The sequence below is a fragment of the Variovorax gracilis genome, assembly GCF_030317115.1.
Lineage (GTDB): Bacteria > Pseudomonadota > Gammaproteobacteria > Burkholderiales > Burkholderiaceae_C > Variovorax > Variovorax gracilis.
Map to the genome: position 1 here is coordinate 1 of NZ_JASZYF010000041.1, position 26159 is coordinate 26159.

Sequence of the window (26159 nt, forward strand, 5' to 3'; positions counted from 1 at the left end):
CCTGGAATTGACGACAGTCTATTGCGTGGGCGTGCTGAAAAATCGACTGGCTATGCTTCACGAGGATTCACAGCCGCCGAAAAGCGCGACAGATGCTCTCCGACGGGACTTGGAGCGGCTTGGAGAATTCATCGGACCTCGGCTCGGCGATTTGGATTCCACGCGTCTGGCGATCGCCAGGAGACGCGCCAATGATGACTTCATGAGTTGGCATGCAGATGTTGATGCATGCATGCATATGTGTGCTAACGAAAGAGATCGCCCTAGTCGCGAGAAGCGACGCGCCTGCTGGTATGGGTGCTCGCACACTGGCACCTCCTGGGAACGCATGCGGATATGCAATGTCATCGATTGGCTACCGCCGTGAGTCCGAGAGCGGAGCCCATGCGCAAGTGAACCTTTCCCATGGCCGGACTCTTTGTCGAGCGACCGTGGTTGGGACCGCCACGACGGTGGCATCGCCGGAAAACTGTCTATGGAGGCATGGATCGGCGGTCTGGGTGCGACTAGGTCAACCTGGGAGAGATTTTCCGAGCAAACTGAACTTTGACCCGTGCCGCGCTCAATCGGGATTGCCACTCGATCGCGGACCTGGGAAGCGGTAGGACGGCTCGCCTTGGCAGGGTACGCTCGGCGACCCACTCGAAGGGCAGCTTCCTGGCGGCGCCTCAAAATGGCGGTCCCGGCCGCAACAGCCATTCGCCAAGGTCCTCTATGCGGCTATGCCGTACTTCCGTAAGCGGTCTGAAAACCACGCCCTATCTTGCTGCGCGATGAACTGAGAGGCTACCTGCCCATGTAGATCAACATGGACATGTGGACATGACAGAGAAGTACGCAGAGTTGAAGGCCCGATTGGTCGTGGGGCACAAGCGCGACGGTCGCAGCGTCTATGACGAAGGGGCCAAGCAGGAATTGATTGTCGCGTGCCTCAAGCCTGGGGTTTCGGTGGCACGCATGGCGATGGAGCACGGGATCAACACGAACTTGCTGAGGACGTGGATTGCTGCCTACCAGCGCCGAAGCGTCCAGGGGACGTCCGCCATCGTCGCGAAAACGCAGGATGTGGCATTCGTTGCCGTGCATGTCGAGGCAAGTCAGAACAAGGTCCAGAGCGTGTCGCAGTGCGAGCGTGCGTTTGGCGTCCCCGAGGCGCTCAATGCACCTGTGATGCCGGTGACGGTGATTCCTGATGAGGCTTCCTTGCCGCGGCCGGCCCCGCGGGTCGGGTTGCAGGTGCGGCTGCCCAACGGCGTGGAGTTCGAACTGGGAGAGGCGAGCTTGGAGGAGCTGTCGTCGCTGGTGCAGATATTGGGGCGACTGCCGTGTTCCGTTTCGACGAAGGGCTGAAGGTCTACCTGCACCGCGAGGCCATCGACTTCCGTGTCGGCCTCAATGGTCTGGCGATCCTGGTCGAGCAGGCCCTGGGCCTGGATCCGTTTGCCGAGACCGTGTACGTCTTCCGCAATCGCCGGCGCGATCGCGTGAAGATCCTCGCCTGGGACCGCAACGGGTTCTGGCTCATGATGAAGCGCCTTGAGGAACGGGACCGCTTTAGTTGGCCTGACGCGGTAACGGTGCCGACGCTGACGGTCGAGCAGTTGCATTGGTTGCTCGACGGCATCAACCTCGCCGTCATCCGCAAGCATCCCCAACGCTTCTACACGCGCGTGGGCTGATCAGGAAAGCGCGCGCCGCAAGGACGCACGTGTCAGAAATGCCGCTTGAAATGCGATGATCATGGAACGCCCGCGCGCAATGTGGATCGAAGCGGGCGATGGTTCAAATGCCCACTGCCGAAGAATTCGCTGCCTTGCAGAAGGCGTTGGCCGATGCGATGGGCGAACTGCGCGTGGTGCGCACCGAGCGCGACCTCGCACTGGAGCGGCTGCGCGCATTGCAACGCCAACTGTTCGCCGCCAAGAGTGAGGTGCGCGGCACCGACCAGAAGGACCTGTTCCTCAACGAGGCCGAAGCGCTGGCCCCAACAGATCAAACAACGCCAGCCGAGACCGACGAAGAAGACTCGACGACAGTTGCCAGCCACCAGCGCAAGAAGCGTGGGCGCAAGCCACTGGATCCCGCACTGCCGCGCGACATTGTTCGCCACGAACTGCCCAAGTCCGAACGCGTCTGCGCCCACGACGGCAACACCCTGGTGGAGATCGGCGTCGAGGTCAGCGAGCAGATGCACGTCATCCCCGAACAGGTGCGTGTTCTTCAACATCACCGCGTCAAGTACGCGTGCCCCTGCTGCGACCTGAGCCTGAAGCTCGCACCGACGCCGGCGCGCATCATCCCGCGCGGCCTGCTCACCGAGGAGGCGCAGGCCTGGGTCATCACGGGCAAGTACCAGTTCGGCATGCCGCTGTATCGCACAGCCGTGCTGCTGCGCCGCTTCGGTGGCGACATCGCGAGCAACACGCTGGCCGCTGGCGTGGTGCGCATCGGCCAAGCAGTCCAGCCTGTCATCAACCTACTGCGCGATCACCTGCTGGACTCGGACCTGATCTATGGCGACGAGACCACTGTGCAGGTGCTCAAGGAGCCTGGGCGCAAGGCGCAGACGCAGAGCTACATGTGGGCTCAGATGAACGGCAGCGGCCCGCCAGTGCGGCTGTTCGCCTATGCACCCGGCCGCGGCGCCGAGCACGCCGCCAAGCTCTACGCGGGAATCCGGCCTGGCACCGTCCTCATGAGCGATGGGTATCAGGTCTACGGTGGCATCGCCGGGGACCACGGTCTGACGCATCTCGGATGCTGGGTTCACGCGCGCAGGCCCTTCATCAAGGCCGAGGAGGCGATCCCGAAGGTTGCACGCTCACCAGACCAACTGGCGACGCGGTTCGTCAAGCTCATTGGCAAGCTCTACCGCGCGGAGTCACTGGCCTAGAGGTGGACGCCGCAGCGCCGTCAGCGACTGCGCCAGCGCTACAGTGCTGTGGTGCTGAAGGCCATCGAGCAACTGCTGCTCGAGAACCTGCACGCTGTCGCTCCATCGAGCCTGCTGGGCCAGGCGCTGCACTATCTGCACGGGCAGTGGCCCAAGCTCATCCGCTTCGTGGAGAACGGCAACTGGCCGCTGGACTCCAACCCGGTGGAGAATGCCATCCGCCCGTTCGTGGTCGGTCGCAAGTCGTGGTTGTTCGCAGACACCGTGGGCGGCGCGAACGCCAGCGCCAACCTTTATTCGCTGATCGAGACAGCCAAGGCCAATGGGGTCGAGCCGTATCGGTATCTCGTGGCCCTGTTCAAGAGGCTGCCGCTGGCGCAAACGGCCGATGACTATGAGGCGCTACTGCCCTGGCGACTGACGACGCAGTGAACCGGCCTTCCGTTCGCGATCTGCCTCAATGAAGGTCAGCCGCTGCGCCGCAGCACTTCTTGAACTTCTTGCCGCTCCCACAGGGGCAAGGCTCATTGCGTCCCACCTTGGTTTGCATCGACCTGGCCACCATGCGTTCATGGACAGCGAGCCTGAGCGGTAGCCAGTGGGCATGCATGTCAAGGACAGCTTGCGGGATCTGGAGTGCCAGCTTGGCTCTCATGGCAGGCGTCTTGGTGAGCTCGTCCTGATCCTCTGAGAAGTCGTCTTCGCCCAGCAGCGCGATCGGCCTGAACCAGGCTTGCCCTTGCGGTGTCGACAGCAAAGGCTTCCAGTCATTCCAGCAAAGTCTCATTCCCTCAATAAAGCCGTAGGCCCACATCTCAGCGTCGTCATATTCCTGCTCGTCGCCGGCGTAGGTCATCGTTGACCAGTAAGGACTGATCTCTCGCGGGTCATCCTCCAGCCCGGCAATGATGCTGTTGAAGTGACGCATCACCAGCCCTAACATGTGGTTCAGCTGCTCGATGGAATCCATCGGCGGCATCATCTCCTTGGTGCCCCAGATCTTGGGGAGCCACCGCTTCGGCTGGATGGTCGTCGGGCCGACCGCAAGGGCGTGCAGGAACCCGTCCACCATGTCCAGAGTCATGACGTCTTCCGTGTCGACGTCATAAAGCAGGACCTGGTCGAGTTCGTCGAGCTCGTCCTCGCTCAACGGAGTAAACGGGGTTGCCATCGATTGAACCGGATGTGGGAACAACCGCGATTCTCGCGCACCGTCCTCGCTGACCATCGGATCACCCCACGATCACTGCACCAAGGATCATCAGAACACAAGGGGCGTGGTCAATAGAGCGCTTACGTACTTCCGTCTGTGTTTGTACCAGAGGCTTAGCTGCGGGGCACCTGGTCCACATGGTTCGCGGGCGCCGTGGTCAGTCCGGGCCAAACTGCGGCGCGAGCGAGAACTCCCACGCGGCGCCAACCGACACCACCCAGCCGCCGGTGGGCTCCGGGAAATGCGTGCCAAGCACCAGCACGTTGCGATCGGCCTGTTCGGCCAGGAAGCGCCGCCGCGTCAGGCGCGCCATTTCCGGGTCTACGTCAAATCGCGTAGCCCGGTCGGGTTCGCAGCACTGCACCGGGTGGTGCATCAGGTCTCCGGTGATCACGGCTTCGTGTCCTTGCGAGCGGATGCGCACGCTCGCATGCCCCGGAGTGTGGCCGGGCGTGGGCTCAAGGCGCACTTCCGAGGTCAGCACGTGGTCGGTCTCCACCCATTGCACCAGACCCGCGTCGATGACGGGCTGCACCGAATCGACCATCGCTTGTTGGTTGGAAGCTTCGCGCGCAAGCGACCAATGCTCGTACTCGAGTCGACCGAACAGATAGCGCGCATTGACAAAGGTGGGCGACCAGCGACCGTTCACCCAGCGCGTGTTCCACCCCACGTGGTCCACGTGAAGATGTGTGCAGAGCACCGTGTCGATGGACTTGGGCGCGAACCCGGCTTGTTCGAAATCGGTGAGAAACGTGGTCTGCAGTCGGTCCCACATCGGCACTTTACGGGGCTTGTCGTTGCCCACACAGGTATCGACCACGACGCGCCGGCCTTCGGACTCGATCACGAAACAATGAATCGACGCGATCAGGCGCCCGTCGGCGTGCGCGAAGTGCGGCCGCAGCCAGCGGTGCACCTGTACCTGTTCGGGCGTCATGCCCTCGAAGAAGAATGAAGGCGGGAAGGCGCCACGCCACTCGACGACCTGGGTCACCCTTACCGAACCGATTTGCCAGGTGCGCATGGCGCTCCCTTACTGCCAAATGTCATCAGGTTGCCCCGGGGGACTGAAAAGGCGGCTCCGGCGCGGCGTCACATCGCGGCGATCGACGGATCATGAATCCGGCGACCTTCGGACATGCTCGTCGGTGGCCCTGTCCCTGTCAAGAACACCATCACGGTGAACTCAATTGAGAAAGCGCGTCGCGACCGTCTGTATTGCGCCGCCGAACTTGAGCCGGCCACCGTTCCTCTTGGGCCCGCCCTGCCCTGCCCTCCGCGAGCACCCGTCGCGCGGCTTCTAGGCAGCGCCGACCGCTGAAATTCCGACGCAACTTTGCATTCGCAGTTCCGTCACCAAAGCACATTGCGCCGAAGCCCGCGCGCTTGCGAAATCGGTGCAGGGCGAGGCGTTGGTCCCGCTCGATTGCGAAGTCTTCGAACTAGGAACGTTCGGTGTCGGATACCTCAACGGAGGTCATGTAGTGGAGTGAACCCCTGGCGTCAGATGTTCATCGCGGCCGCCAGACTGTCGTGAGCCGCGTTGTTCATGCGGACGTCAAACGGCAGGAAAGTGAGCCGGTCGGTCACCGTCAACCCGCCAGGGTTGGACACGTAATAGCTGCCGCTCATCGGGGCACCGTCCTTGATGAAGGTCCCGGTGTAGACGTTACCGTTAAGCTGGAAGTAAATGCGATACTGGACTGTTGTACTCAGCGTGGCCGACTGCGGATGGGCTGCATTGGCGACCCATACCTGCACGCCTCCGACCGTACTGACGGTGCCGTCGGTCAAGTGGTAGGTGGTAGCGTCGCTCGCCGATGAAATGCCGGTCGTCAGCGCGCTGGTCAGCGTTGTGCTTGTGAAGCAGGCCGAGACGTTGGCGTCAGTCGTCGCGGCGTTGGAGACGTTGTAGCGGTCACCCAGGTTCGTCTGCGTGTACTTGATATAGCTGGAGCCTGCGGCCCAGGTCGCAGCGGCGCGCAGAATGGCCGGGTTGGAAAAGAACGAGTTGTGCCAGTGGGCGAAGTCTGGCGAAGTGGCGCTCATGGCGCCGGTCAGAGCAACGCTCTCATAGTTGCTGCGGATTGCCGAGTAGGCCACCGTGCTGTTGTCGGCAGCGAGCGAGTCGGTTCTCACGTCGCTGCCGACGTATGTCACCTTGGTCGACTGGCCCGTGCTCGGCACGACCAGAATCGCGCCGTTCTTCAACACGCGCGTCGGCGTCGGTGTCACCAGCGCAAGAGTAGTGGCGAGGTTGTGCGGTGCGCTCTGCTGATTCGTCTGTGGCCCATTCGTCAGGGGCGAGGTCGCCACCACCCCGTAGTCGGAGAACGCGTAGTTCGTGCCGCTCGCTTCGGGGCCCGAGTAGTTCAGGTTCCAGCGCACCCAGTAGCTGCCCATGTTAGGCGCGAGGATGATGTTCTCGAATGCCTGCTGATTGGCGCTGAGCGTCAGCGTGAGCTGCACCGCCGAGCTGCTAACGCTTCCGCCAGCATTCGAGACCACGACGGTGTACTGTGCACCGTTGTCCGAGGAGCTGGCAGCTGGCGTGGTGTAGGTGGCTGCCGTGGCTCCAGGGATGTCGACGCCGTTCTCCTTCCATTGGAAGCTCAGGCCCGTACCCGTGGCGTCCACTGTAAAGGTGGCCTTGCCATCGGTGAGTACCGTGGCGCGAACCGGCTGGGTTGCGATAACGGGCGCTGGCGTTGCGAGTATTGCTGGGGCATTGGACGAACCGCCCCCGCCACAAGCCGAGATGATTGTTGATACGGCTGCCAGGATGGCAAAGTTGCTACGCTTTACTGCAGTCACTGTTCTTCTTCTCCTCGTTGAAAAATCTGGGGCCGTGCACCGTCTCGACGCTGTAGGAGTCTTGGTCCCGTCGGTCGGTCCGAAGTGGCGATCACCTTTGGTCGCTCGGCCAACCTCATGCTGTCGCTAGCGAGGTTGGAGTGGGCGGCGACGCCGCAACCGAGGAGACGTAGTCTGCCCCGTGACTAACCCAGGTCCCGACGTTGGCCTCGATGGGCCGGTTGCGCAGCCACTGACAGGCGCGGCTACGCATGCAATCCCAGCCAACTGACCTCCTCTATGTTCCCGCTCCGACTCCACGCGGTAGAGTACAGAAAGTTACACATGGAAGCAACAACTATCGGTTAGCCGCTGATTTTGAAACTTAACCGGCGGCGCAGCAGCAACTGTCGGACATGATGGTGGAGTACTGGACCCGCTTTGCTGCGACCGGCGATCCCAACTTCGCCGGCGTGCCGATCTGGCCCGCGTTAGGTGCAGAGGATCGCTTCTTTTAGTTTGCGCCCTCGGCGACTGCATACGTATTCAGCCACCGCTCCAGAACGCGCACTTGTGGTGGACAGCGTAGTCGGGAGCGCCACGTGTCGCACAGGCTGACTAGGTCCGATCGCAGCAACTCAGTCGATGCTCTCCTCATCGACGATGTCCCTCCCCAATGTTGGGTGGACGAACATCGACAGCGCACTATATTCAATAGCGCTTCAGAGATGGAGCGCTACGACATGATCGATCGCGCGATCGCTGCGAGTTAAGCGGGCGTGGTCGAAATGGACTGTGTCGCGTGCAACAGAATTCAAGGAACCGGCCGCTGAACGAACTGGCGTCGGCGGTCGCGAGGCTCGGCCGTCGAGGATGCACTCTTCGCAGCGCAGGGCTCATGCGAGGAAGCCGTCATGCCTCAACAGCGTGCAATCAGACTGAGCAGAGCGGTATTGGGGGTGACTGCCGCGCCCTTGGCTCTCACCAATCGCAGCAAATACTTCGAGGACGACGCTGTACTCCAAGTTGTCGGGGCATTCGCTGTTGAATCGCAGTGGTCTTATGAAGTCGCCCTCGTATCGCTGGACCCGCCGAAGCCAGGCGTGATCGTTTTCACGCATTCTCCATCGACAGGTGATGCGAGTTTCAGTGCTTTCGAACTCTTGTGCGAAGCAAGTACGGTGGTCCGAGCGGCACACCTGCCATCTCCAAGATTGCAGTTCGAAATCAATGCGGTGGACCAGCGGGGAGCGGCTGTGCGCCTGGTCTCGAACGAGTTCGCACTTGTCGCCGGCTATCGGCACGCGGGCCTGATCCTGCCACCGGATGGAATTCCCATCGTCGTCGAGTCTGCGCCAGTCGACGGGAAATGGCCGATCACAACCGGCGTCCCGTTACCGCTCGGAGCCGTAGGAAATCCCGCCGCGCTCGGCCTGGTCGACGAAGCGGGTCAAGCCGTTTCGGCGCAAGTGGAGTCGATTGCGAAGTGGTATCCGTCCGTTGGAGCAGCGCACAGCACCAAGTGGATCGGGCTCGATTTCGTCGCTGACGCTCGCAAGGATGGGCCGGCCCGCTACTTCCTGCGAAGTCAACCGGCGGCTCCACCGGTCGGGCAATGGGTCTGGGATGCCGATGATGCAGGGAATCCAAAGGCTCTGCTCCATGCTGGCGATCCAAAAGTGATCACGGTGGACACCGGTGCCATCAGGTTCACCGTGCGCACCAGCAGGTTTAACGGCGTCGACCTGCTGGAACGACGGGTTGGGGCAGACTGGCATGTTATCTCCCAATACGGTGTCGGGCCCTACTTGGAGGTGCGAGGTCACGGCGATGTGGCCAGAACTGCCAAGGATCGTATCCGTTTCGCTGCGGCCAATGATCCCACGGTGCAGGTTTCCATCGTGAAGCAGGGCGAGGTCTGCGTCGTGATTCGTGCTGAGGGTGACTACTGCTTTCCACAAGACGGGCCGCCGACGAAATGGGCCAGCGGTGAAAGCATTTTTGAACCGAGCGACCCGGCCTCAGTTGCCGACCGGAAGCGGCGACATTGTCACTTCGTTATCGACATGACGGCATACCGGGGATGCAGCCAGATCCAGATCGCTTCCACCTTGATCATCACCTACGATCCCGGAACTGTGTTTGACGACGCCTATGGGATCCCGCCCGAGTATTGGGTTGGTAGTCGTACCGGAGAGTGGTGGAAGCGCCCGATCGACATCGGGTGGGATTGGGGTTTGGTCAACTTCCAGCGCGGATATCTTGGATACGAGGACGCTGGAGGATCGACGGTGTGGGCCGCAGAGCCGTGGACCTTTGGCGCTACGTCGCTGCACCAGATGGCCTCCGATCGTTGTTCGATCGTCGCCGATTCGTTCGATGGCTTGCGACATGACGTTCGACGCATCGCCTCGGGGACGCGAAGCGAGGGCTGGGTGAGCGCCGATCTCGGCAAGGACGCACTGACCATTGCGCTCAAGGACATCTGGCAGCGGTTCCCCAAAGAGCTAAGCATCTCAAGGGATCAAGCCGGAAGCCGGCTGGCTGTGCATACCTGGCCGCGCCACGGCAGCGGTCCAGACGATTGGTTTCACGGCGGCGAGTTGCTCTCAAACAGGCTGGGCAGCAACATCGGCGTTGTTCCTTGCAAAGTCGACGACGACCTGTTGCGCACGCGGTTGTGGACCATGCCGTTCGCGCACCAGGGCGACGCCATGGACCTGCGTGTACCGACTGCGATCGTGCGACGTTGGATCGATCTGCACAGCAACCCTCGATCGCCAGAGCACGCCTGGGATACGGACAGCGCGATTGCTAACACCCTTGCGCGGACGGCACAAGGCATTGCAACGACGACGGAGATGGCAATCCACGTTCAAGACGGCTCGCTGACGGCGAGCACCGATACGCTGCAGGCTGAAGCACGAAGCTTCGCGCAGATGTGGCAAGCCGACGTTCATGCGCTAGCGAGTCCGAATTGGAGTGCAGCGACCCGTGCCGAAGGGCGATTCGATCCCGTCGACACCGGGGCGCATCCGGAGATCGAACAAGGTATGAGTCGCGCGAACGAAGGGTGGCGGCAAGGGCTTGGAGGCGTGGAGGGGTGTTACGGCATGTGGATACACGGTGCGATCCACGACAATTGGATCACTAGCATGCTGTTCGGCGACGGAGTGCAGGACCGATGCGTCGGGGTCCCTCACCTGCATCGCATCTGGCAGGCATCCCACTATCGCAACGTCTGGGCCGCGTGGCTGCAGTACCTGCGCAGTGGCGACCCGCGCGTTCGGCAGTGGGCGCAGGCGACGAGCCGACACTACGTCGACGCTGGAACCATCCACAAAGACCCCGAACCGCCCAATGGACGGCACGCTGGCGATCTTGCTCACTGCTATGCCATGACACCTTGGGGTACCCCCTATGACCCCTTCGGCCACTGGATCGATCCGGATGCGCACCGAATGCGCTACTGCATCACAGGCGACCTGTACGCGAAGCGGCTTTACGAGTTGTGGTGGGGCGCACTTTCGCAAACTCAAAGCGCGCTTCATGCCGACCTGTACAGCAGGGAGAGTGCCAGCAACCTCGGCGCTATCGCCGACTACTATGCCTTCACACAAGACCCATCCGCGCTGATTCTCTTGCGCATCCTTGGCGAACGGACCCTTGCGACGAACGCGCCACACTATGACCTGTCTCCCGCGAAGCTGTCATCTCACACCCATGCGGTGTGGAATCGACGCTGGCTAGAGCAGTACTATGACCTGACTGGAGATTCGCGAGCCGTTCAGCTGGCCGTAGATCTCGTCGAGCAGAGAGACAGTACCCCGGAGGTCGCCGCGTTCGCCTTCCTTGAGAGCGGCAGTGGCCCGAACTCGTCGACGGGTGAGCCGCCCTCCGCCTACCTTGAACGCCATGTCGGGCCGGTGTGGGACTACGCCGTGCGGGTGCTCGATACTGGCGGCTCGGCGTATCACGGCTATGGCGACCATATCAGCGCCAACAGCCACTACTGGATACAGGAGTGGCCGTACTTCGCCCACGCATTGCGGATTGCCGGTGTGAGCACGTCGGCCTGGGCAGGAGGCAAGTTCAAGCCTCCCGGCATAGTGTCCGCCTCGGCGCAGGCGCCGCTGTATCAGCGCCTTGCCTACCCCTACCGGACGCATTCGTTGGGCACAGGGACAGGGCCGCAGCAGGACTGGGCGAACGCGTCGTATGCGTTGCTCGTACTGGTCGACGCTGGCTTCGCTGGGCCAACCTTCAAGATCGAGCTTCAGCTTCGAGGGGGGACCAACATCAATGCCATCAAATGCCGGCTTGCGGTCTACCGGTATGACCCGCTTGGCTTGGTCACCAATCCAGTAGACCGCTGGCAACTCGCGCTCAGCACGGACGCATTGACGTTCGGTTCATTGGAGGCCGTCGCAGTGGAGGTACCTCATCCCACTCAAGCAGAATCGTTGTACCAGATTCACTTGATTCCGGAGAATCCAGCGCCCATCCTGGCGCCGCTCACCAACTTTGCGGAAGTTCTCGAGCTACGTGGCAAGCTTTGCGGATCTACGAATGACAAGCCGGGGCAATGGATTCAATCGGAAGCTGTCCAGGCCTTCGCACGTCAGTCGTGGTATCTCGCTGGGGCGCCGAACACCCAAGCTCCGCTGACGATCGTCGCGCAGGCAGCGAAAACCCAAGCCGGAACCCCGTGCTCGGTCTATGTGAGTGACGCCGCAGGCAACTCGGTCGAGCCGCAAAGGGTTTTTCCACCGCTGCCTCCTCTCGGGCCGTACGAATACAACGGCCGCATCGGACCGGAAGCGCGTGCCGATGGAAGCCTTGGTGTTTCCGGCGGGTTGTACCAACTCGCCGGCTATCTTGAGCGAGACGACAAGGCGCAGGTGGCCTATGTGGTGAATGCGGTTGTCGGAGCAGAGGCGCAGATCTTCAGTGCCGGAACTTACGGTCCTGTATGGCGGCTCGAGGGGCCGGCTGAGCGGGCATTCCTCTCGCTTGCTCCGGAGCACCTGCGTACCGTGATCGGGTACCTCGAGCGCAATCATGTGCAGCTTTTCAAAGTCCCTTGACGACGCTGTCCGTTGAGGAAACGCTGCGCAGATCCCGATCCGACGCCACGGCCGAGAAGCAGAAGCCTTTCCGCTCTAGACGGGTAAGCGTCCGGCGATCCCATCTTGAGTTCGCGGAAGGAGCAAAGGAGCAAAGGATGCTCGTATCCACTAACTCTGGACCGACCCCCAAACCTTGGACACTGTTGACTTGATGTTTCGATTTCTTTAGGCCCCTGCCAGGCCGCCGGAGGCGCCCCCGGTTGGCCATGTACTCATGGTCAACCCCGAGTCCCCCGCTGCCTGTATTCGACAGGGCTCAGGCCACTCAGAGACATCTTTATTCGATCGACGTTGTAGTAGCGAATGTAGTCGTGAAGAGCACCTCTTAAGTCCTCAATGTTTTCGAACTTGTTGATGTAGAAGAGCTCGCACTTCAGTGTTCCAAAGAAGCTTTCCATCGCCGCATTGTCGAGACAGTTGGCCTTGCGCGACATGCTCTGCACCAGCTTGTTTTCCTGTAGACGTTTACGGAAAGAAGGCATTCGATACTGCCACCCCTGATCTGAGTGCAGCATCGGTCTTTCGCTGGAACCAAGCCGGTCAAAGGCCTTGTTAAGCATGCTCTCGATCATGGACGGCAACGGGCGCTCCGCGATTTCGCACGAGACGATCTCACGGTTGTACAGGTCCATCACGGGCGAAAGGTAGAGCTTTCGATTGTTGACCTTGAACTCGGTCACGTCCGTCACCCATTTCTCGTTCGGCTGATCGGCCGTGAATTCACGCTGCAGATGGTTGGGTGCCGTCTCGCAAACTGCCCCCGCGAAGGCCTGGTAACGCTTGGGCCGAACCAGCGACTTCAGTTGCATCGCGATCATCAGTTTTTGAACTGTCTTGTGGTTGACGGTCCAACCGTTCCGCTTCAGCTCGGCGGTTACGCGGCGGTAGCCGTACCTGCCCCGGTGCCGGTCAAAGATCTCTCGGATCTTGGTCTTCAGATCGCAGTACTTGTCGATGGTCCTGAGAGCCTTTTGCTGATAGTAGAAGCTACTGCGTGGCAGACAAGCAGTCCGCAACAGCCCGGCGAGCGGGAAATGAGGCCTTAGGTCGATCACGATCAGCGTCCTTTCACGGGCACTGAGCATCTCTTGGCTCGAACCAAGGCCTGCGCTTTTTTTAGGTAGGCGTTCTCCATGCGAAGCTGCTGGACATCGCGTAGCGCTCTTCCCGGCTGCGCTGATCGTCAGCTGGTGCCTCTTCGTCGTCGCGCTGGCGCCGCGGCTTCTTCATAGTCGTCTGCTCTTCCTTCCACCCGGGTCGCAATGCTGGTTCACCATGGACGGAATACAGCCGCCACCATTCTGCTACCTGGCTGCGACGCCTGACGTTAAAGAGCGCCGCGGCCTGGTTGCATGACAGTCCTTCTTCGCTCATGCGTCGGAGGACCTCCAGCTTGAATGCAGGTTCGTAGTTGCTGCGCCGTTTCGTTACTACGCCCGCATCGCCCAGAGAGTCATAGCCAGCGACCCATTTGCGCAACGACGCCACGTTCACGCCCTGGGCCGCTGCCGTCGCGAGCAAGCCACCGCCACCTTTCCTGTACGCCTTCACCGCGTCCAGCTTCTGCTTGTCTGTGTACCTGATCATCCCGTTTCCCTAGATTCGATTCGTCCAGGTTTTGGGGGTCAGTTCACTCATGGTGGATACGTGCACACTATCTCTCCTCAGGCTGCCGGTGATCGGCGGCGACGCCGGCTGCACAGCGACGAGTTCAAGGCCAATGCCGTCGCCTCGGCCGCGCAGCCCGGCGTCTCAATGGCATCGGTGGCGATGTCGCTGGGAATCAATGCGAACCTGCTTCGCCGCTGGGTGCGCGACGCGGAGGTGCCTCCAGTCAAGTCGGCGGAAGGCAACGCACCCAGGTTCTTGCGTAGCCCTGAGCTCAAGTCCTCGCCGTCATCGTTCGTGCCCGTGCAACTGCCAGCGCCCGTCACGCCGCCGAGCCGTCAACCGCCGGTACGAGCCCTGATCCTCGCGGCCACCGCGGCCCTCTACATCGCATTCATTTTCGGGGTGTCGGGATTGCTCAAAGCGTCGGCGGACGCGCTGCGCCGCCCGTACGGCCTTGGCACCGTTGATGTTCGCATTGGTCAAATTTCGCAAGAGCCGACGTCAGCAAGGTCCTCGACTAGGCGGCCCGCCGGTCGGGTTTAGGCTGCGTTGTGCTCCATGCAGAAGCGTCGAAGGTGAAGATTGAACGCGTCCGGCCGCTCCATGTTGCTCACGTGACCGGCACTTGAGACGATCACCAGCTCGGCGCCCGGAATGGCTGTGTGGAATTGCTCTGCAACCTGGATGGGGCTGCGGCGATCGTCATCGCCCCAGAGGAGCAACGTCGGCACGTCGATACTGGGTAGTATTTTCCTCGTATCCATTTCCGCGCACGACGAGGCCATCAGTCGGAAGCCAGCAGGGTGGAACTCAGAGAGGATGGACGAGAGCTTTGCCCTCAGGTCTTCCGACGCAAGTTCGGAGAACATGCTTGGCACGAATTGGGCCACCAACGCCTCGGGCGGCCCGGCGGCGGCCAGGAGGCAGTCTGCCAGTCTTTCCTTCCACGCCGGCTCGGGGAGCGACCCCTTCCAGCCGGCGTAGGTATCGGCCAGAACGAGACAACGCAGACGTTCGGGATACAGGCGATAGAACTCCTGCGCGAGGATTCCGCCCCAAGACAGGCCAACCACATGCGCACGATCGATCCCGACTGTGTCAAGGAAGCGTGCGAGGCAATGGGCGTAGTCGATCATCTTGAACGTGTCCGGCGGATCCGAGGACGCCCCTGCGCCCGGTGCGTCCCACGCCACGACCCTGAACGAATCCGACAATCCAGAGAGTTGTGGCGTCCAACAACGGGAATCGCAGAGAAATCCATGGAGGAATACCAGCGCAGCACCCTGCCCGGCTTGCCTATAGCTGACGGAAAGCCCGTTGACCTCCGCAGACCTTAATTCGGCGTCTGTCATCACAATTTGACCAATGTTGCACTCATCCAGCCGGCAGCGTAGCGGTTAGCTCGATCCCCAACGCCTTCATCATTGCCAACGTCGTCTTCAACGTCGGATTGCCGTTCTCGATGAACGAGCAGTACAACTGCTCGCGTGACAGGCCGGTCTGGCTCGCGATATGGGCCATGCCTCTGGAACGAGCTACGACACCAGCGCGTGCGCGATGTGGGCAACATCGTGGTGTGAAAGGCCTCGGCCACGAACACAGCGACCGCCTCATCGCTTGCCGGATTGTCGGGCGATTCGTAAGTGTTGGGTATTTCAGCGAGATCATTCGCTCCGTTCGTCAGCCAGGCGCAGGACGGTCTTGATGCTACGTTTGCGACGGGACACGCTTGGCTGTGCGCTTGATGGGAGACAGTGCCTCGGTCTCCGTTGACGGAACGGCCGCCATCGATCTTCCCGCAACCGGAAAGTCGGGGACCACGTTCTCGAACGGACGCCAAACGATGACGATCGATCAGGGCCGCACGTGGTGGGCCGTGGGACGCGCCATGCCGGTTGCGTGCACAGGTGGCTGACGTGCGAGAACACGCACGAAAACCTACGCGAAGGACTTGGGCCTGATCGTCCCACCAGCAGCTCGAAACCCACCCCAATCCTGGTCGGTCGATGCGTCACTTCTTACTGAGATGGAACCGACGCCGACTGCCCTGTCATTACAAAGGGCCTTAATGCCGGGCATCGTGCTGTCGAGACCGGCCGTCACGTGGTCAGTTTCGAGCAGCGAGCGGGGTCTGGTTGTCGTAGACCGTGAATGACCAGAAGCGGGCGTCCGGCACCGGCCCCGGCAGCGTGACCTTGTAGGTCTTGCCGCCATCGAGATGGCGTCCCTTGGGATCGGATCGCCTTTGCGCGTGCGTCGATGATCGATAGAATCGGCCCTCTCGCGCGCACGACGTTCGAAACAGGGCCGTTAAGCGTTCTACGTACCAGTTCGCTGTAATACCTCGATCAGCGCGCACCGCTCTGTCGCAGCGAAGGAACGCGTCCCGTGGCCGCTAACGAGATCACAAAGTACGCGAGCGAACTGCGTGCGCTGCTGAAGGATGTCGGGGCCGACGTCACACAGCTGAATGCGCTGACCAGTGCCGCCGCGGCTCTCGAGGCGCTCGCCTCCACCGCGCCCGGCCCCGGGACGCCGCTACTCTGGACTACTGCGAAGAACACCTGGGATGCGGCGCGCAACGCCTTCGGCGCCAAGCTGCCGCAGGCGCTGCTCGGTCCGCTCGCCTCCATGCCGGGGCTCGCCGAGCTCGCGCTGAATCTCGACACGCTCGTCAACGAGGGCATCCACGGCGGCGTCGATCTCGGCCCAGTGCATCTCGAAGTCGGATCGTCAGTACTGGTGATTGCGCCGCCGCCTTCCGCTGGCGCGCTGGAGTCGGTGATCATCGGCCCGTACGGCGTCGGCCAGATCGCCGCTTCCCTCAAATCGCCACTCGGCGGCGACACCGCGATGCCGGGCGGTGGATCGCTGGTGCGCTTGCCGGGCAACGGTGGCTTCGGCGGCACGCTGCAACTCCCGCTCGGTCCGGTGCAAATCAGCGCGACGGCGATCGTCGCGGTCATTGATGGCGACCCATCGTTTCTCGCCATCATGGGCGTCGAGTTTCTGCCGCCGATTCAGCTGTCGTTCGGCTTCTCGCTCGATCGCGTCGGCGGCCTGGTGGGCGTTAACCGGCGCGCCGACACCGAGGCACTGCGGGCGGCACAGCGCACCGGCGCTGCCGGCGACGTGCTCTTCGCGATCCGCCCGCCGGCCAATGCGCTGGCGCTGGTCACCGACGCCAATCGGTTGTTCCCGTTCAATCGCGGGACACATCTCGTCGGCCCATCGCTGAAGCTGTCCTGGCTGTCGTTCGGCCCCGAAGGCAGCCTCATCGGGCTCGACCTCGCGGTGATCGTCGAGCTGCCCACCGGCAAAGTGGTGATTCTCGGCGTCGCGCGCGCCAGCATCCCTGGCATCCCGATGATCCTCGACCTGCGCCTCGACGTGCTCGGCATCGTCGACGCGGTCGAGCAGCTTGCCTCGGTGGACGCGAGTCTCGTCGACAGCCACGTGCTCGGCGTCTTCGAAGTCTACGGCGATGCCGCGATGCGACTGAGCTGGGGCTCGGTCGGCTACATGATCGCGACGGTCGGCGGCTTCTACCCGGGGTTCAACCCGGAGCCGGCCCGCCTGCCAGCGCTTCGCCGCGTCGGCATGGCGATGGACACGCCGCTGCCGATCATCGAGGTCCGCGCCGAGGGCTACTTTGCCGTCACCTCGAATTCGATTCAACTCGGCGGACGCTGGGAAGTCGGCATCGCGCTGGGCATCGAAGCGCATGGCTTCGTCCAGGTCGATGCGATCGTGCTCTTCCGGCCGTTCCACTTCGAAGCGCGCATCGCCGCGGGGTTCGACGTTTCGGCCGGCGGCTTCAGCTTCGCGTCGGTCACGCTTGAAGGATCCGTAGCGGGCCCGGGGCCGATCGTCATCCACGGCTCACTCAGCATCGACGTCTTCCTGTTCTCGATCTCGTGGAGCGAGACCTTCACTCTCGGCAGCGGACCATCGGACATGCTGCCTGCTGCCCCGCTCCTGATCGACGTCGTCGCCGAAGAACTGCGGAAGCCCGAAAACGTACACAGCGGCAGCATCGCCGATCCGCTCGTCGTCCTCAAGCCGCGTCCACGCGCCGGCAACGTCGCCGCCGTGCCACCGACCGGCACGCTGCAGGTGCAGCAGCGCCGCGCACCGGTCGGATTCGTGATCGAGCGCGTCGATGGCCGGCCACTCGCCTCGCCTCAAGGAGTGACGATCAGCGGCGGCACGTCTGACGTGACCGACCGCTTCAGCCCGGGCAGCTACGTCACGCTGACGGACGCCGAAGCGCTGAACCGGCCGCCGTTTGACGTCCTCGCCTGCGGACGCGTCCTGTCGCTTGTCGATCCGGCGCTCGGCGCGGGAAAGATCGTCGATGGGCGACAGGTCAAGCAGATCGTCATCGTCGGTCAGGTGCTGCAGCCGGATCCGGACGACCTCCCGGCCGTGTGGGCCGACCTCGCCGCCGCCGTCACCCTGGTTGCGGCCTCGCAACGACCGCCAGCACTGAGCGATGCGACACCGCTCGTCATCGCCACACAGGAAGTGTGGAGGGCGACAACGACGGGGGCACCATTCGCCAGCGCTACTGCGGCGCATCAATTCGTTCGCTACAGCAAGGGGATCGCCCAGCCGGCGGCCGACGCCGCAGCGCCCCTCAACCTGGCGGGAGTCTGAGCGTGCCGACGTTCTATTCGCGATTCGAAAGGGCGTTGCGCAAGGCGGCCACCACGGAAGCGGCCGGCCGCCTGCAAGGCGAGACCCCCGTCGTCGTCGCCGACATCGCTACGCCTGCCACCACCAGAACCGCGCCGGCCAAGTTCGAGCTCTTCGGACCCGGCGATGTCCAGGGGCTCGCCCCGGCCGCCATCACGCGCCGCTTCCCGGCTCCGAATTGCAGCGACGCCGAGGTCACGAAGATGGCGCTCGTGGAGTTTGCCGACCACGATCTACCGTGGCGGTATACCCCGCGCATCGCCGCCGCTGAACTCCGCCCGTGGATCGTGCTGGTCGTCGGCCAGCGCGCTGATGGCGACATCCTGCTGCGGCCCGACGGCCGCGTGACGCTGGGGCTGGTCGCACAAAACCATCACAAGCTCAAGGACTCCGCGGACTGGGCGCACGTGCAGGAGGTCGGCGCCCAGAAGATTGGTCGCATCGTCGCGCCGCCACGGCTGGCGCCTGGGGCGCTACCTGGCAACGTCGACTACCTTGCCGACACCGAGTATGTCGCCTGCCTGGTGCCTGCGTTCACCACCACTGGCGACGACAGCTGGAACGGAATTGCACCGGTTACCTGCGATCTGTACGACCGCTGGGTCTTCCGCACCGGTCCTGAAGGCGATTTCCCGGAGCTTGCGAGCAAGCTGCACAAGGCCGATCTCGCCGCCATCGAACAGGCCGGCGGCAGGCCGTTCGGCCGCGCTGATGTGTCGTACCGAGCGCGCACGAGCCCGGTGAAAACGACGATCCTGCCCACCGCTGGCGCTTTGAAGCTGCCGCCCACGGCCGCCGTCGATCCCGCTGACGCCTCTCCGGCGCCGGATGTCGCACAGGAGGTCGCGGCGCTGTCGGTCCGCATCCCTACCCCCGACGGCCGCGGCGTGGTGACGGCGCCCCGCTATCACGAGGCGTTCGCGGACGCGAACGCGCTGACGCTGCCCACGGGCGGCTGGATCGACGCGCTGAAGAGCGACCCGCGCCACCGCGGCGCCGCGGGCATTGGCGTGTGGAACGCGATCGCCTGGCAGGATCGCATAGCCGAAGCCGCGGCCGTGAAGGCCGGCGACCTTGCCACGGCGCGCGATCGTATTCGTCATGTCGCGTTCGGTGTCGAACTGAGCCGATCGCTCTGGCGGCGGCGCTTGCCGGCGGATCCGGCGGCACGCCTCGCCGTGCTGGCACCGGCGCTCGGGCGCCTGGCCACCAGTACCGGCGCCTCCGTGCTCGACACCATCGCCGGGCGCACGCCCGGGCTCACGCGCGCACTCTTCTCGTCAGCGGCGCGCCGCGTCCTGCGGCCAGGTCCGGCACGAGCAGCGCTCACCGCGACCGGCCGAGCCCCGCTCGCCGCCGTGATTGCCGCGGCGAACCAGTGTCCCGACCGTCCCGATGCGGCGGCGATCCGCCGTGCCCACAACGATCCGGCGCGCACGCTCCGACAACTCGTGGTCGACGCCGCAGACGGCGACAGGGCACTGGCCGAAGCCATGCTCAACGCGCTCGGAGACAATCCGAGTCCGGGTCGAATCGCAGCGGCGCTTCGCGCCCTCGCGCCCGACGATTCTGGCCGGCCCAATCGTGACGCAATCGAGAGGTTCCTCCATGGTGGCGACGTGCCCGAGGCCGACCGCACCATCCTGGAGTGGAGTGGATGGATGGGCGAGCACAGCCACCGCGAGCCGTGCCGGCGGATCGACATCGACGTGCTCTCCAAGGTCGTCGCCGATGCGATCGATCCGACCGTCAAACGGCCGCCCGTTGTCGCGCGAGTCTTGTCGACACTGCCGGGCATCACGCACATCGGCCCCGTGGAGATTGAACCCGAACTCGATCTGCCGCTGTGGAGCTTCCTCTCCGAGCGTTCACCTGACTGGATGCTGCCCGGCGTCGGCGATCTGGTCGACGGCGACGTTGTCGGGCTCTCTACCAATCCGACGTTTGTCGAGGCCTTGCTCGTCGGCGCCAACCATCAGGCAACGGCGGAACTGCGCTGGCGAAACATGCCGCTCGTGACCTGCTGGTCGCCCCTACGCAAGTTCTGGCAGCGGAAAGCGAAGGACGTCGACATCGTCCCGATCAAGACGTGGCCCGGCACCGCGGCCCTCGGCACACCGGCGCTCGTGCCGCCGTTGCGCACGGCGGAAGCGGTGGTGGTCTTCCGCACGCCGCTGTTCCGCCGTTACCCGGCGACGGTCGTCTATCTCTATCCGGCCGCTCAGGGTTGGACCAGGCCAGACAAGACGATCGACCCGACGCCGCTGCGCGTCCTGCCGACATTCACCGGCACGATCGGCACGGACGTCACCTTCTTCGGCTTCCCGGTGAAGCCAGAAGCGTTGGCGACGCACTGGGTCGTGCTCGAAGAGCCGCCGGCCGGTTACCGCTTCTACCAGAAGACGATGACCGCCGCGGATGCGGGAGCGCCCGCCAACGGGGCTTCGAACTTTGCGTTCCAACGGTTTGCGGTGCCTGTTCGCGTGTTCATCGGCAAACTCGTCGAGGGCACCGCATGAGCACCGTCGAAGTTCTCGCGCCGCTGCGTCTTGAGACGCGCTTCGTGCCGCCCTCGCAACGCACCGATGGTGTCAATCAATGGATGCTGCGGCTCCGCGTTTACCCGGACGAGTTTTCCATCCGTCGCCGCGTTGCTCCGCCGACGCCTGAAGAGCTCGATCGCCTCGAGGAATCGGTGGCCAGGCTCACGGCCACTCCACCGTGGAAGGAAGCCGACGCGTTTGCCTCGTTTGCCGCCTCGGTGGGCGCGGCCAGGGCACTCAGGCTGTGGCGCGATCGGGTCGCCGCCGACGGTGCGGGCGGATTCACGGTGGACCGCACCGGCGCCGCGCCGCTCGATCCGTTTGACGTCCACGACCCGGCGGGCCTGCCAGAAACGTTGGAAGTGTGGTTCGTACACACCAATGGCACCCGCACGCTCGCCACGACGCTCTCGCTCGATGTCGTCGAGATCGGTAACGACCTCGACATCAAGACCGTGTTCGAAGATCTGGCTGATCGCAACGGCGTGCTGCCGGACACCTGGTGGCTCTCCCACTCGCGCGCTAAGGATCTCGGCCTTGCGATCGATCTCGACATCGGCGTGACGCCGCCCTCGCTGACCGCGTTGGTCGTCGTCGGCATTGGCGACACCGACGCCGCCGAGCTCGTCGACGCGCATAACGCGAACGGACGCATGGCGGTGCTCGCACCCGGCACGCCGACCAACACGATCGCTGGCGAACCGACCACCGACTTCGGTGAGCGCGCCGAGTCGCTCTCTCCCCTGCTGCATGTGGATCCGGCAACACAGATGTCGTCCGCCGTGGTGCTGAAGGGGCTGACCGGACGTGTCGCCGCGGACGCACTGCCGATGGCTGGCGGCGATCTCGACTACTACGGTCCCGGCTCGCTGGCCGTGCAGGGGCTCTGGCCGGTGCTGTGGGGGCGCATGCTGCGCGACGTCATTGGCGCCGGCGCCAACGAGACCGCGCTGGCTCGCTGGGCGATCAGAAACCTTTCGGTCGAGGGTCCGCGGCCGGCGTTCCGCGTCGGCGAACAACCGTACGGCCTGCTGCCGACATCTACGTTCGGCACCTGGGTCGCGTCGCCGAATGACGACCTCGCCGACGTCGAAGCGCGCATACGCGAGTGGGCGCTCCCGTGGCGGGCTGGTGCGGCGGCCGCCGCGCTGGCCGCACGTGGCCGCGTCCACGGCGCCGACATCCCTGACCTGCTCGATGTCGTCGGCGTGCATGCGCCGACGCGGTACTGGAACGTGCGAGCCGTAGCCGACCTTTACCAGTTGCAGGCGCTGCGGACGATGTTCGGCATGGCGCCACTCGATACGGCGTGGGACAACAACACGGCGCACACCCTGCGCGGTGATGCCAAACCGATCGCGCCCATCGGCCGCGCCCCTGGCGAGGCGGCGATCCCCGGCCCGCCGCGCGATGATAAGGAAGACATCGGTTTACTGCGGAGCCTGCCGATGCTGGGGCCGGAACCGCTGCTCTATTTGCAGCGGCAGGCGCTTGGCCTTGTCGGCCATCTGATGCGTGAGGCGCTCATCGATGCCCGCGCCGTGGTCGGCGACGCGGCCGTTCGTCTGCAGGCAGGCACGCCGATCGCCATCGGACAGCGGCTCTCGTGGACCGACGAGAATGCCTACCGCAGCGTGCTGTTTCAGGGCACCGATCTCGCCGTCACCGCGTTGCGCGCGGGCGCCGACCCCAACGGACGCCTTGTCGCCGATCGCTTCAAGGAAATACAGGAAGCGATACAGGTGATCGCGGATCTGTGGGAGCCACTATCCAAGCCACTGTTCCGCGCGGCGCTGGCCGCGCTCGACACCGCGGCGTTCCGTGTCGATCCCTGGCTGACCGGCATCGCCGAGCGTCGTCTGCAGCAGATGATCGCGAGCGGCGCACCGTTCCGCCTCGGCGCCTATGGCTGGGTGGACGGCCCCGCACCGTACAACGCTGCGCCTGGCGGACCGCTCGCGCCAGGCCCCACCGCCGCCGGACTGCTCCATGCGCCATCATCGGCACAGGCACTCACGGCTGCGATTCTGCGCGATGCCGCCGTCCGCTATCCGGGCGACAACCGCTGGAAGCTGCAGCTCGATTCCGCGAAAATCCGCGCGGCGATCGCGCTCGCCGAACGCGTCCGGCTGGGGCTGCATCCCTACGAAGCGCTCGGTCTCGAAGTGGAACGGATCGCCGGCGACTGGGACGTCGTGCGGGTGCTGCGCAAGACCTACCCGCTTGCCACCGATCAACAGGAGCGCCGCGTCTGCGACGGACAGAAGGTGCTCGAGGCGGCGCGCACCGGCGCGCTCGCGCTCGTGCCTGATCTTCCTGCGGATCTCGCCACCCGTCTCGAGCCGCTCGACTCGGTGCTCGACACCTACGGCGATCTGCTCGTGACCGACGGCGTGCACGCGCTGGTGAGCGGACGCGCCGATCTCGCCAACGCCGCCATGGAAGCGGCGGCGGGTCTCGGTGCCCCGCCGGGGCTGCGCGCCGTGCACACGCCGCGCGAGGCGACCACCGTGCGCGTCAGCGCGTGGGCGCTGCTGGCGGCTGCCGAGAGTCCGGCATCGCCAAATGCCTCTCCGGGTCGCGTCGCCGATCCGGCGTTTGCCGCGATCGTTGACGCCGAACTTGGCGCGGGCATCTTCAATGGCGACGACGACGCCGAAATCGAACAGCGGCGCCGGCTTGCGGCCGTGGTAGGCGGTGCGGACGAGCATGCGCCGGTGCCCTCGCTCACCGGTGGTGGATACGAAGGCGTGCCCCTCTCCGCCGACGCCGACCTCAGGCGCGCGATCGCTACCGATCTGCGCAACCGGCTCACGGAGGTCGTCACCCTGGCGCAGGAGGCGCACGATGCGCTGGCGCTTGTCGATCCCAACGATGGCGCCACCGCTGCTATCGTCAAGGCCGCCGCCAGGCGGTGGACGATCGATCTCAAGCGGCTCGTCGCTGAGGATCCCGCGATCGCCGCACCGACAACCGCCGAAAAGCTTGCTCACGTCGTGGACACGCTGTCAGACCGGCTGGCCGCTGCGGCGGCGCTGCCTCCAGGCACCGGTGGTCTCCCGCCCACGGACGACTCCATCAATCTGTTGAAGCGCGCGATCCGCGACGTAGTCGGTCGCGCCGATCTGCCAGTGCTGCCTATGGTGTCGCGGTCGTTGCTGCCGACGCTGCGGCCGCGCGCGACCCTCGATCGCGACTGGCTGGAGATTGTCGCGGCCGTGCGCCCTCGCCTCACCCCGCTCGAGGCGAGGCAGCTCGATCCGACGCAGGCGTCGTGGGCCGGCGCGGTGGCGGCGCCACGCGCGTCTTCGGATCCCTGGCAGCCCTCTGGCGCTGTCGTCGTCGCCTACGGGCCCGGCGTTGACGGCGATGAAGCGACGGTGGCGATAGCGGCCGTGGACGGCTGGACCGACTCGGTGCCCAGCCGCCGACATACCACCTTTGCCGCCTTCGGGTTCAACGCGCCTAAATCGCGCGCACCGCAGGCGGTGTTGCTCGCCGTACCACCTGATGTGACGAAGCGACTCGACAACGCCGCACTGCTCGACGTCGTGCTTGACACTCGAGAACTCGCGCATGCGCGAGCGCCACGGCAGCCGGTGGAACCGACGCTGGCGCATCCGACATCCACCGCGTTTGTGAGCGCGGTCGCACCGAGGAATTTCCTCGAAGGGTGGCCCGCATGAGCAACCCGCAATATCTGATTCTCGAGCCGGGGCGCACCGACACCGACGAGGGGCTGCGCGCACGCGTGGCCGATCCGGTGTGGTTCATCACCCGCCAGTGGCAGCTCGGCGAGTTGCAGGGTGAAGATGCATCGACGCCGGTCGTCATCAACGCGGCGCCACAGCATGTGCCGCTCACCTACGATCGCACCCGGCCGGATCTCGATCCGGCGGTGATCCCGGCTGAAGCACTGCTCGAAGCGGAGCCCGGCGACTGGTGGACGATCGGCCGGCGCGTGCGGCTTGGCCGCGCTGCAGCGCCGCTTCTAAGTGCGGACGCGCGTGTCCGTTATCGCCTCGGCAGGCTGCCCTCGCCCTACGAGGCGCTTGCCGATGGCGTGGACGGGCGCGCTGTATTCGCCTCAGGGCTGCTCGCGGGCCATGCGATGTGGGCCGAGGTGCCCTCCCCCGCTCCCGATCGATGGTCCTCGTCGTCGCTCGATTACAGTGCGTCGTTCGAGGCTGCGGGCACCGGCCTGGTCGCGCGCAATCACACCGGCGGCGATGTCGACTGGTTCACGGTAGACGGCGATCCGAAGCTGGTGCCAATCACCCGGCCGGCGCAGCCGGCGAAGACACGCGAGATCGTGCCCGGACGTCTCGACTATCCCGGTGCACCCGATCCGCGCTGGTGGCAACTCGAGAATCACGCGGTGGACATCGGCGGCTTCTCTCCCGATCGGTCGCACTTCCCGACGATGCTTCTGCTCGATGTCGCCATCGATCATGCCGACGACTGGTTTACGTTCCCGGTACCGCCGCCGGCCGACGATCCCGACACGGTGCCGTCGAGCGGCGTGCTGGTGACGCTGGCTGGCGTGACGGTGCGCGACAGTTTCGGCGAAGTGTGGAATCTGAATACACCTACCGCCACCGGTCCGTCCGGCTGGTCGCTCTTCCATTCCGCCGGCCTGTCCGAGTCCGAGTTGCTCGTCTGGCCGGTGGCTGTAGCACCGCAGAGCGGTCCAGCGCTTGACGAGATTCTGATCGGCGTTGACGAAGACGCCAACCTCGCCTGGGCGGTGGAACTGCGGGCTGACGGTCTGCAGGTGCTGAAGGATGCGGACACGGCGCAAGCCATCGCCGAAACCACACGGACCGGTACGCGCGATTTCCTGTATCTGCCATCGACCACGCTACCCAACGGCTGGCACCCGTACGAGCGCGTGCGCCTGAATGATCCGCACCCGGGCGGAGGACTGGTGACTACGGCGAACAGCCCGGGAGCGGGTGACGGCCGTTCCGGCAGCTGGCGCCAGGCCGTGCTCGCTGATCTCACCGGGCCATTTCCGCGGCCGCGCCCCGGCCCAATCTCGCGCTTGATTGGCGGCCCGTCGAGTGCGGGGCTCGGACGCGGTCATCAGCTCGCATCCACGGCGATCCCGAGTAACGGTGTCATGCTCCGTCGCCGCGCCATGCTGGCGCGCGATACCGCGGGGCGGCCGGTGCTGTGGGTCGAACGCAGCACGACGCCTGTGTCTGGCCCGCCGGTGTCGCACCTCCGCTTCGACGTGCTCGCCGAAGCGCCGAAGCACAGCGGAGGGCATTAGC

16 protein-coding genes and 2 pseudogenes are annotated in these 26159 nt (G+C 64.3%); 11 read left to right on the forward strand and 7 right to left on the reverse strand.

The window, feature by feature from the left end; genetic code table 11:
• From QTH97_RS33415 to tnpC, 4 genes and pseudogenes are all read left to right on the forward strand, one after another.
• Window positions 1-367: hypothetical protein (locus tag QTH97_RS33415; RefSeq protein ID WP_286572891.1), on the forward strand; the 367-nt coding region annotated here is incomplete at its 5' end.
• A 455-nt stretch (window positions 368-822) separates the two neighbouring features.
• Window positions 823-1350, forward strand: coding sequence for a transposase (locus QTH97_RS33420; RefSeq protein WP_286572892.1), 528 nt, complete (start codon window positions 823-825; stop codon window positions 1348-1350).
• On the forward strand, window positions 1326-1679 hold the full coding sequence (gene tnpB / locus QTH97_RS33425) for an IS66 family insertion sequence element accessory protein TnpB (RefSeq protein WP_286572893.1): 354 nt from the start codon (window positions 1326-1328) through the stop codon (window positions 1677-1679). The genes QTH97_RS33420 and tnpB overlap by 25 nt, the downstream gene beginning before the upstream one ends.
• 107 nt (window positions 1680-1786) lie before the next feature.
• Window positions 1787-3325 (forward strand): annotated as a pseudogene (gene tnpC / locus QTH97_RS33430) (IS66 family transposase).
• 25 nt (window positions 3326-3350) lie between these two features.
• Here the strand turns inward: tnpC and QTH97_RS33435 are convergent.
• The 3 genes from QTH97_RS33435 to QTH97_RS33445 form a co-directional block, all read right to left on the reverse strand.
• Window positions 3351-4121 carry a UPF0149 family protein gene (locus QTH97_RS33435; protein WP_286572894.1) on the reverse strand — a complete coding sequence of 257 codons (771 nt, stop codon included), beginning with the start codon at window positions 4119-4121 and terminating at the stop codon, window positions 3351-3353.
• 142 nt (window positions 4122-4263) lie between these two features.
• A complete protein-coding gene (locus QTH97_RS33440; protein ID WP_286572895.1) occupies window positions 4264-5133 on the reverse strand; it encodes an MBL fold metallo-hydrolase in 870 nt (289 codons plus the stop codon).
• Between the two features lie 479 nt (window positions 5134-5612).
• Window positions 5613-6923 (reverse strand): immunoglobulin domain-containing protein, encoded by a 1311-nt coding sequence (locus QTH97_RS33445; protein ID WP_286572896.1) that lies wholly within the window; start codon window positions 6921-6923, stop codon window positions 5613-5615.
• Between the two features lie 386 nt (window positions 6924-7309).
• On the opposite strand from QTH97_RS33445, the gene QTH97_RS33450 reads away from it, so the two are divergent.
• Both QTH97_RS33450 and QTH97_RS33455 read left to right on the forward strand, forming a co-directional pair.
• Entirely contained in the window at window positions 7310-7420 is a 111-nt protein-coding gene (locus QTH97_RS33450) for a carboxylesterase family protein (RefSeq protein WP_286572914.1), read from the forward strand.
• Window positions 7421-7816: 396 nt separating this feature from the next.
• Entirely contained in the window at window positions 7817-11989 is a 4173-nt protein-coding gene (locus tag QTH97_RS33455) for a hypothetical protein (protein WP_286572897.1), read from the forward strand.
• Between the two features lie 260 nt (window positions 11990-12249).
• On the opposite strand, the pseudogene QTH97_RS33460 reads toward QTH97_RS33455, so the two are convergent.
• Window positions 12250-13618: pseudogene (locus QTH97_RS33460) on the reverse strand (IS3 family transposase).
• A 60-nt stretch (window positions 13619-13678) separates the two neighbouring features.
• Here QTH97_RS33460 and QTH97_RS33465 point away from each other — a divergent pair.
• Window positions 13679-14185 (forward strand): transposase, encoded by a 507-nt coding sequence (locus QTH97_RS33465; protein ID WP_286572898.1) that lies wholly within the window; start codon window positions 13679-13681, stop codon window positions 14183-14185.
• Here QTH97_RS33465 and QTH97_RS33470 read toward each other — a convergent pair.
• The 3 genes from QTH97_RS33470 to QTH97_RS33480 all read right to left on the reverse strand — a co-directional run bounded on the left by QTH97_RS33470 (window position 14182) and on the right by QTH97_RS33480 (window position 16001).
• Window positions 14182-14994 carry an alpha/beta fold hydrolase gene (locus tag QTH97_RS33470; protein ID WP_286572899.1) on the reverse strand — a complete coding sequence of 271 codons (813 nt, stop codon included), beginning with the start codon at window positions 14992-14994 and terminating at the stop codon, window positions 14182-14184. The two genes, QTH97_RS33465 and QTH97_RS33470, sit on opposite strands and share 4 nt — an antisense overlap.
• A 22-nt stretch (window positions 14995-15016) precedes the next feature.
• The gene (locus tag QTH97_RS33475) at window positions 15017-15163 is read right to left on the reverse strand and encodes a helix-turn-helix domain-containing protein (RefSeq protein ID WP_286572900.1); all 147 of its coding nucleotides are present in this window, start codon (window positions 15161-15163) and stop codon (window positions 15017-15019) included.
• A 586-nt stretch (window positions 15164-15749) separates the two neighbouring features.
• Window positions 15750-16001 carry a DUF1214 domain-containing protein gene (locus QTH97_RS33480; protein ID WP_286572901.1) on the reverse strand — a complete coding sequence of 84 codons (252 nt, stop codon included), beginning with the start codon at window positions 15999-16001 and terminating at the stop codon, window positions 15750-15752.
• 272 nt (window positions 16002-16273) lie between these two features.
• Between QTH97_RS33480 and QTH97_RS33485 the strand changes: the two genes are divergently transcribed.
• From QTH97_RS33485 to QTH97_RS33500, 4 genes are read left to right on the forward strand one after another with little or no spacing between them, the layout of a single operon-like run.
• Window positions 16274-18301: a DUF6603 domain-containing protein gene (locus QTH97_RS33485; RefSeq protein ID WP_286572902.1), complete on the forward strand. Its 2028-nt coding sequence runs from the start codon at window positions 16274-16276 to the stop codon at window positions 18299-18301.
• Between the two features lie 2 nt (window positions 18302-18303).
• A complete protein-coding gene (locus QTH97_RS33490) occupies window positions 18304-20859 on the forward strand; it encodes a hypothetical protein (protein ID WP_286572903.1) in 2556 nt (851 codons plus the stop codon).
• Window positions 20856-24569 (forward strand): hypothetical protein, encoded by a 3714-nt coding sequence (locus QTH97_RS33495; RefSeq protein WP_286572904.1) that lies wholly within the window; start codon window positions 20856-20858, stop codon window positions 24567-24569. Before QTH97_RS33490 ends, QTH97_RS33495 begins: the two co-directional genes overlap by 4 nt.
• The gene (locus QTH97_RS33500; protein ID WP_286572905.1) at window positions 24566-26158 is read left to right on the forward strand and encodes a hypothetical protein; all 1593 of its coding nucleotides are present in this window, start codon (window positions 24566-24568) and stop codon (window positions 26156-26158) included. The genes QTH97_RS33495 and QTH97_RS33500 overlap by 4 nt, the downstream gene beginning before the upstream one ends.
• Window position 26159 lies beyond the last annotated feature (1 nt).

Excerpts from the sequence above, each read along its gene's own strand:
- QTH97_RS33420 (WP_286572892.1), top strand. The coding sequence starts at position 823 with ATGACAGAGAAGTACGCAGAGTTGAAGGCCCGATTGGTCGTGGGGCAC.
- QTH97_RS33435 (WP_286572894.1), bottom strand. The coding sequence starts at position 4,121 with ATGGTCAGCGAGGACGGTGCGCGAGAATCGCGGTTGTTCCCACATCCG.
- QTH97_RS33440 (WP_286572895.1), bottom strand. The coding sequence starts at position 5,133 with ATGCGCACCTGGCAAATCGGTTCGGTAAGGGTGACCCAGGTCGTCGAG.
- QTH97_RS33455 (WP_286572897.1), top strand. The coding sequence starts at position 7,817 with ATGCCTCAACAGCGTGCAATCAGACTGAGCAGAGCGGTATTGGGGGTG.
- QTH97_RS33470 (WP_286572899.1), bottom strand. The coding sequence starts at position 14,994 with ATGACAGACGCCGAATTAAGGTCTGCGGAGGTCAACGGGCTTTCCGTC.
- QTH97_RS33475 (WP_286572900.1), bottom strand. The coding sequence starts at position 15,163 with ATGGCCCATATCGCGAGCCAGACCGGCCTGTCACGCGAGCAGTTGTAC.
- QTH97_RS33485 (WP_286572902.1), top strand. The coding sequence starts at position 16,274 with ATGCCGGGGCTCGCCGAGCTCGCGCTGAATCTCGACACGCTCGTCAAC.
- QTH97_RS33495 (WP_286572904.1), top strand. The coding sequence starts at position 20,856 with ATGAGCACCGTCGAAGTTCTCGCGCCGCTGCGTCTTGAGACGCGCTTC.
- QTH97_RS33500 (WP_286572905.1), top strand. The coding sequence starts at position 24,566 with ATGAGCAACCCGCAATATCTGATTCTCGAGCCGGGGCGCACCGACACC.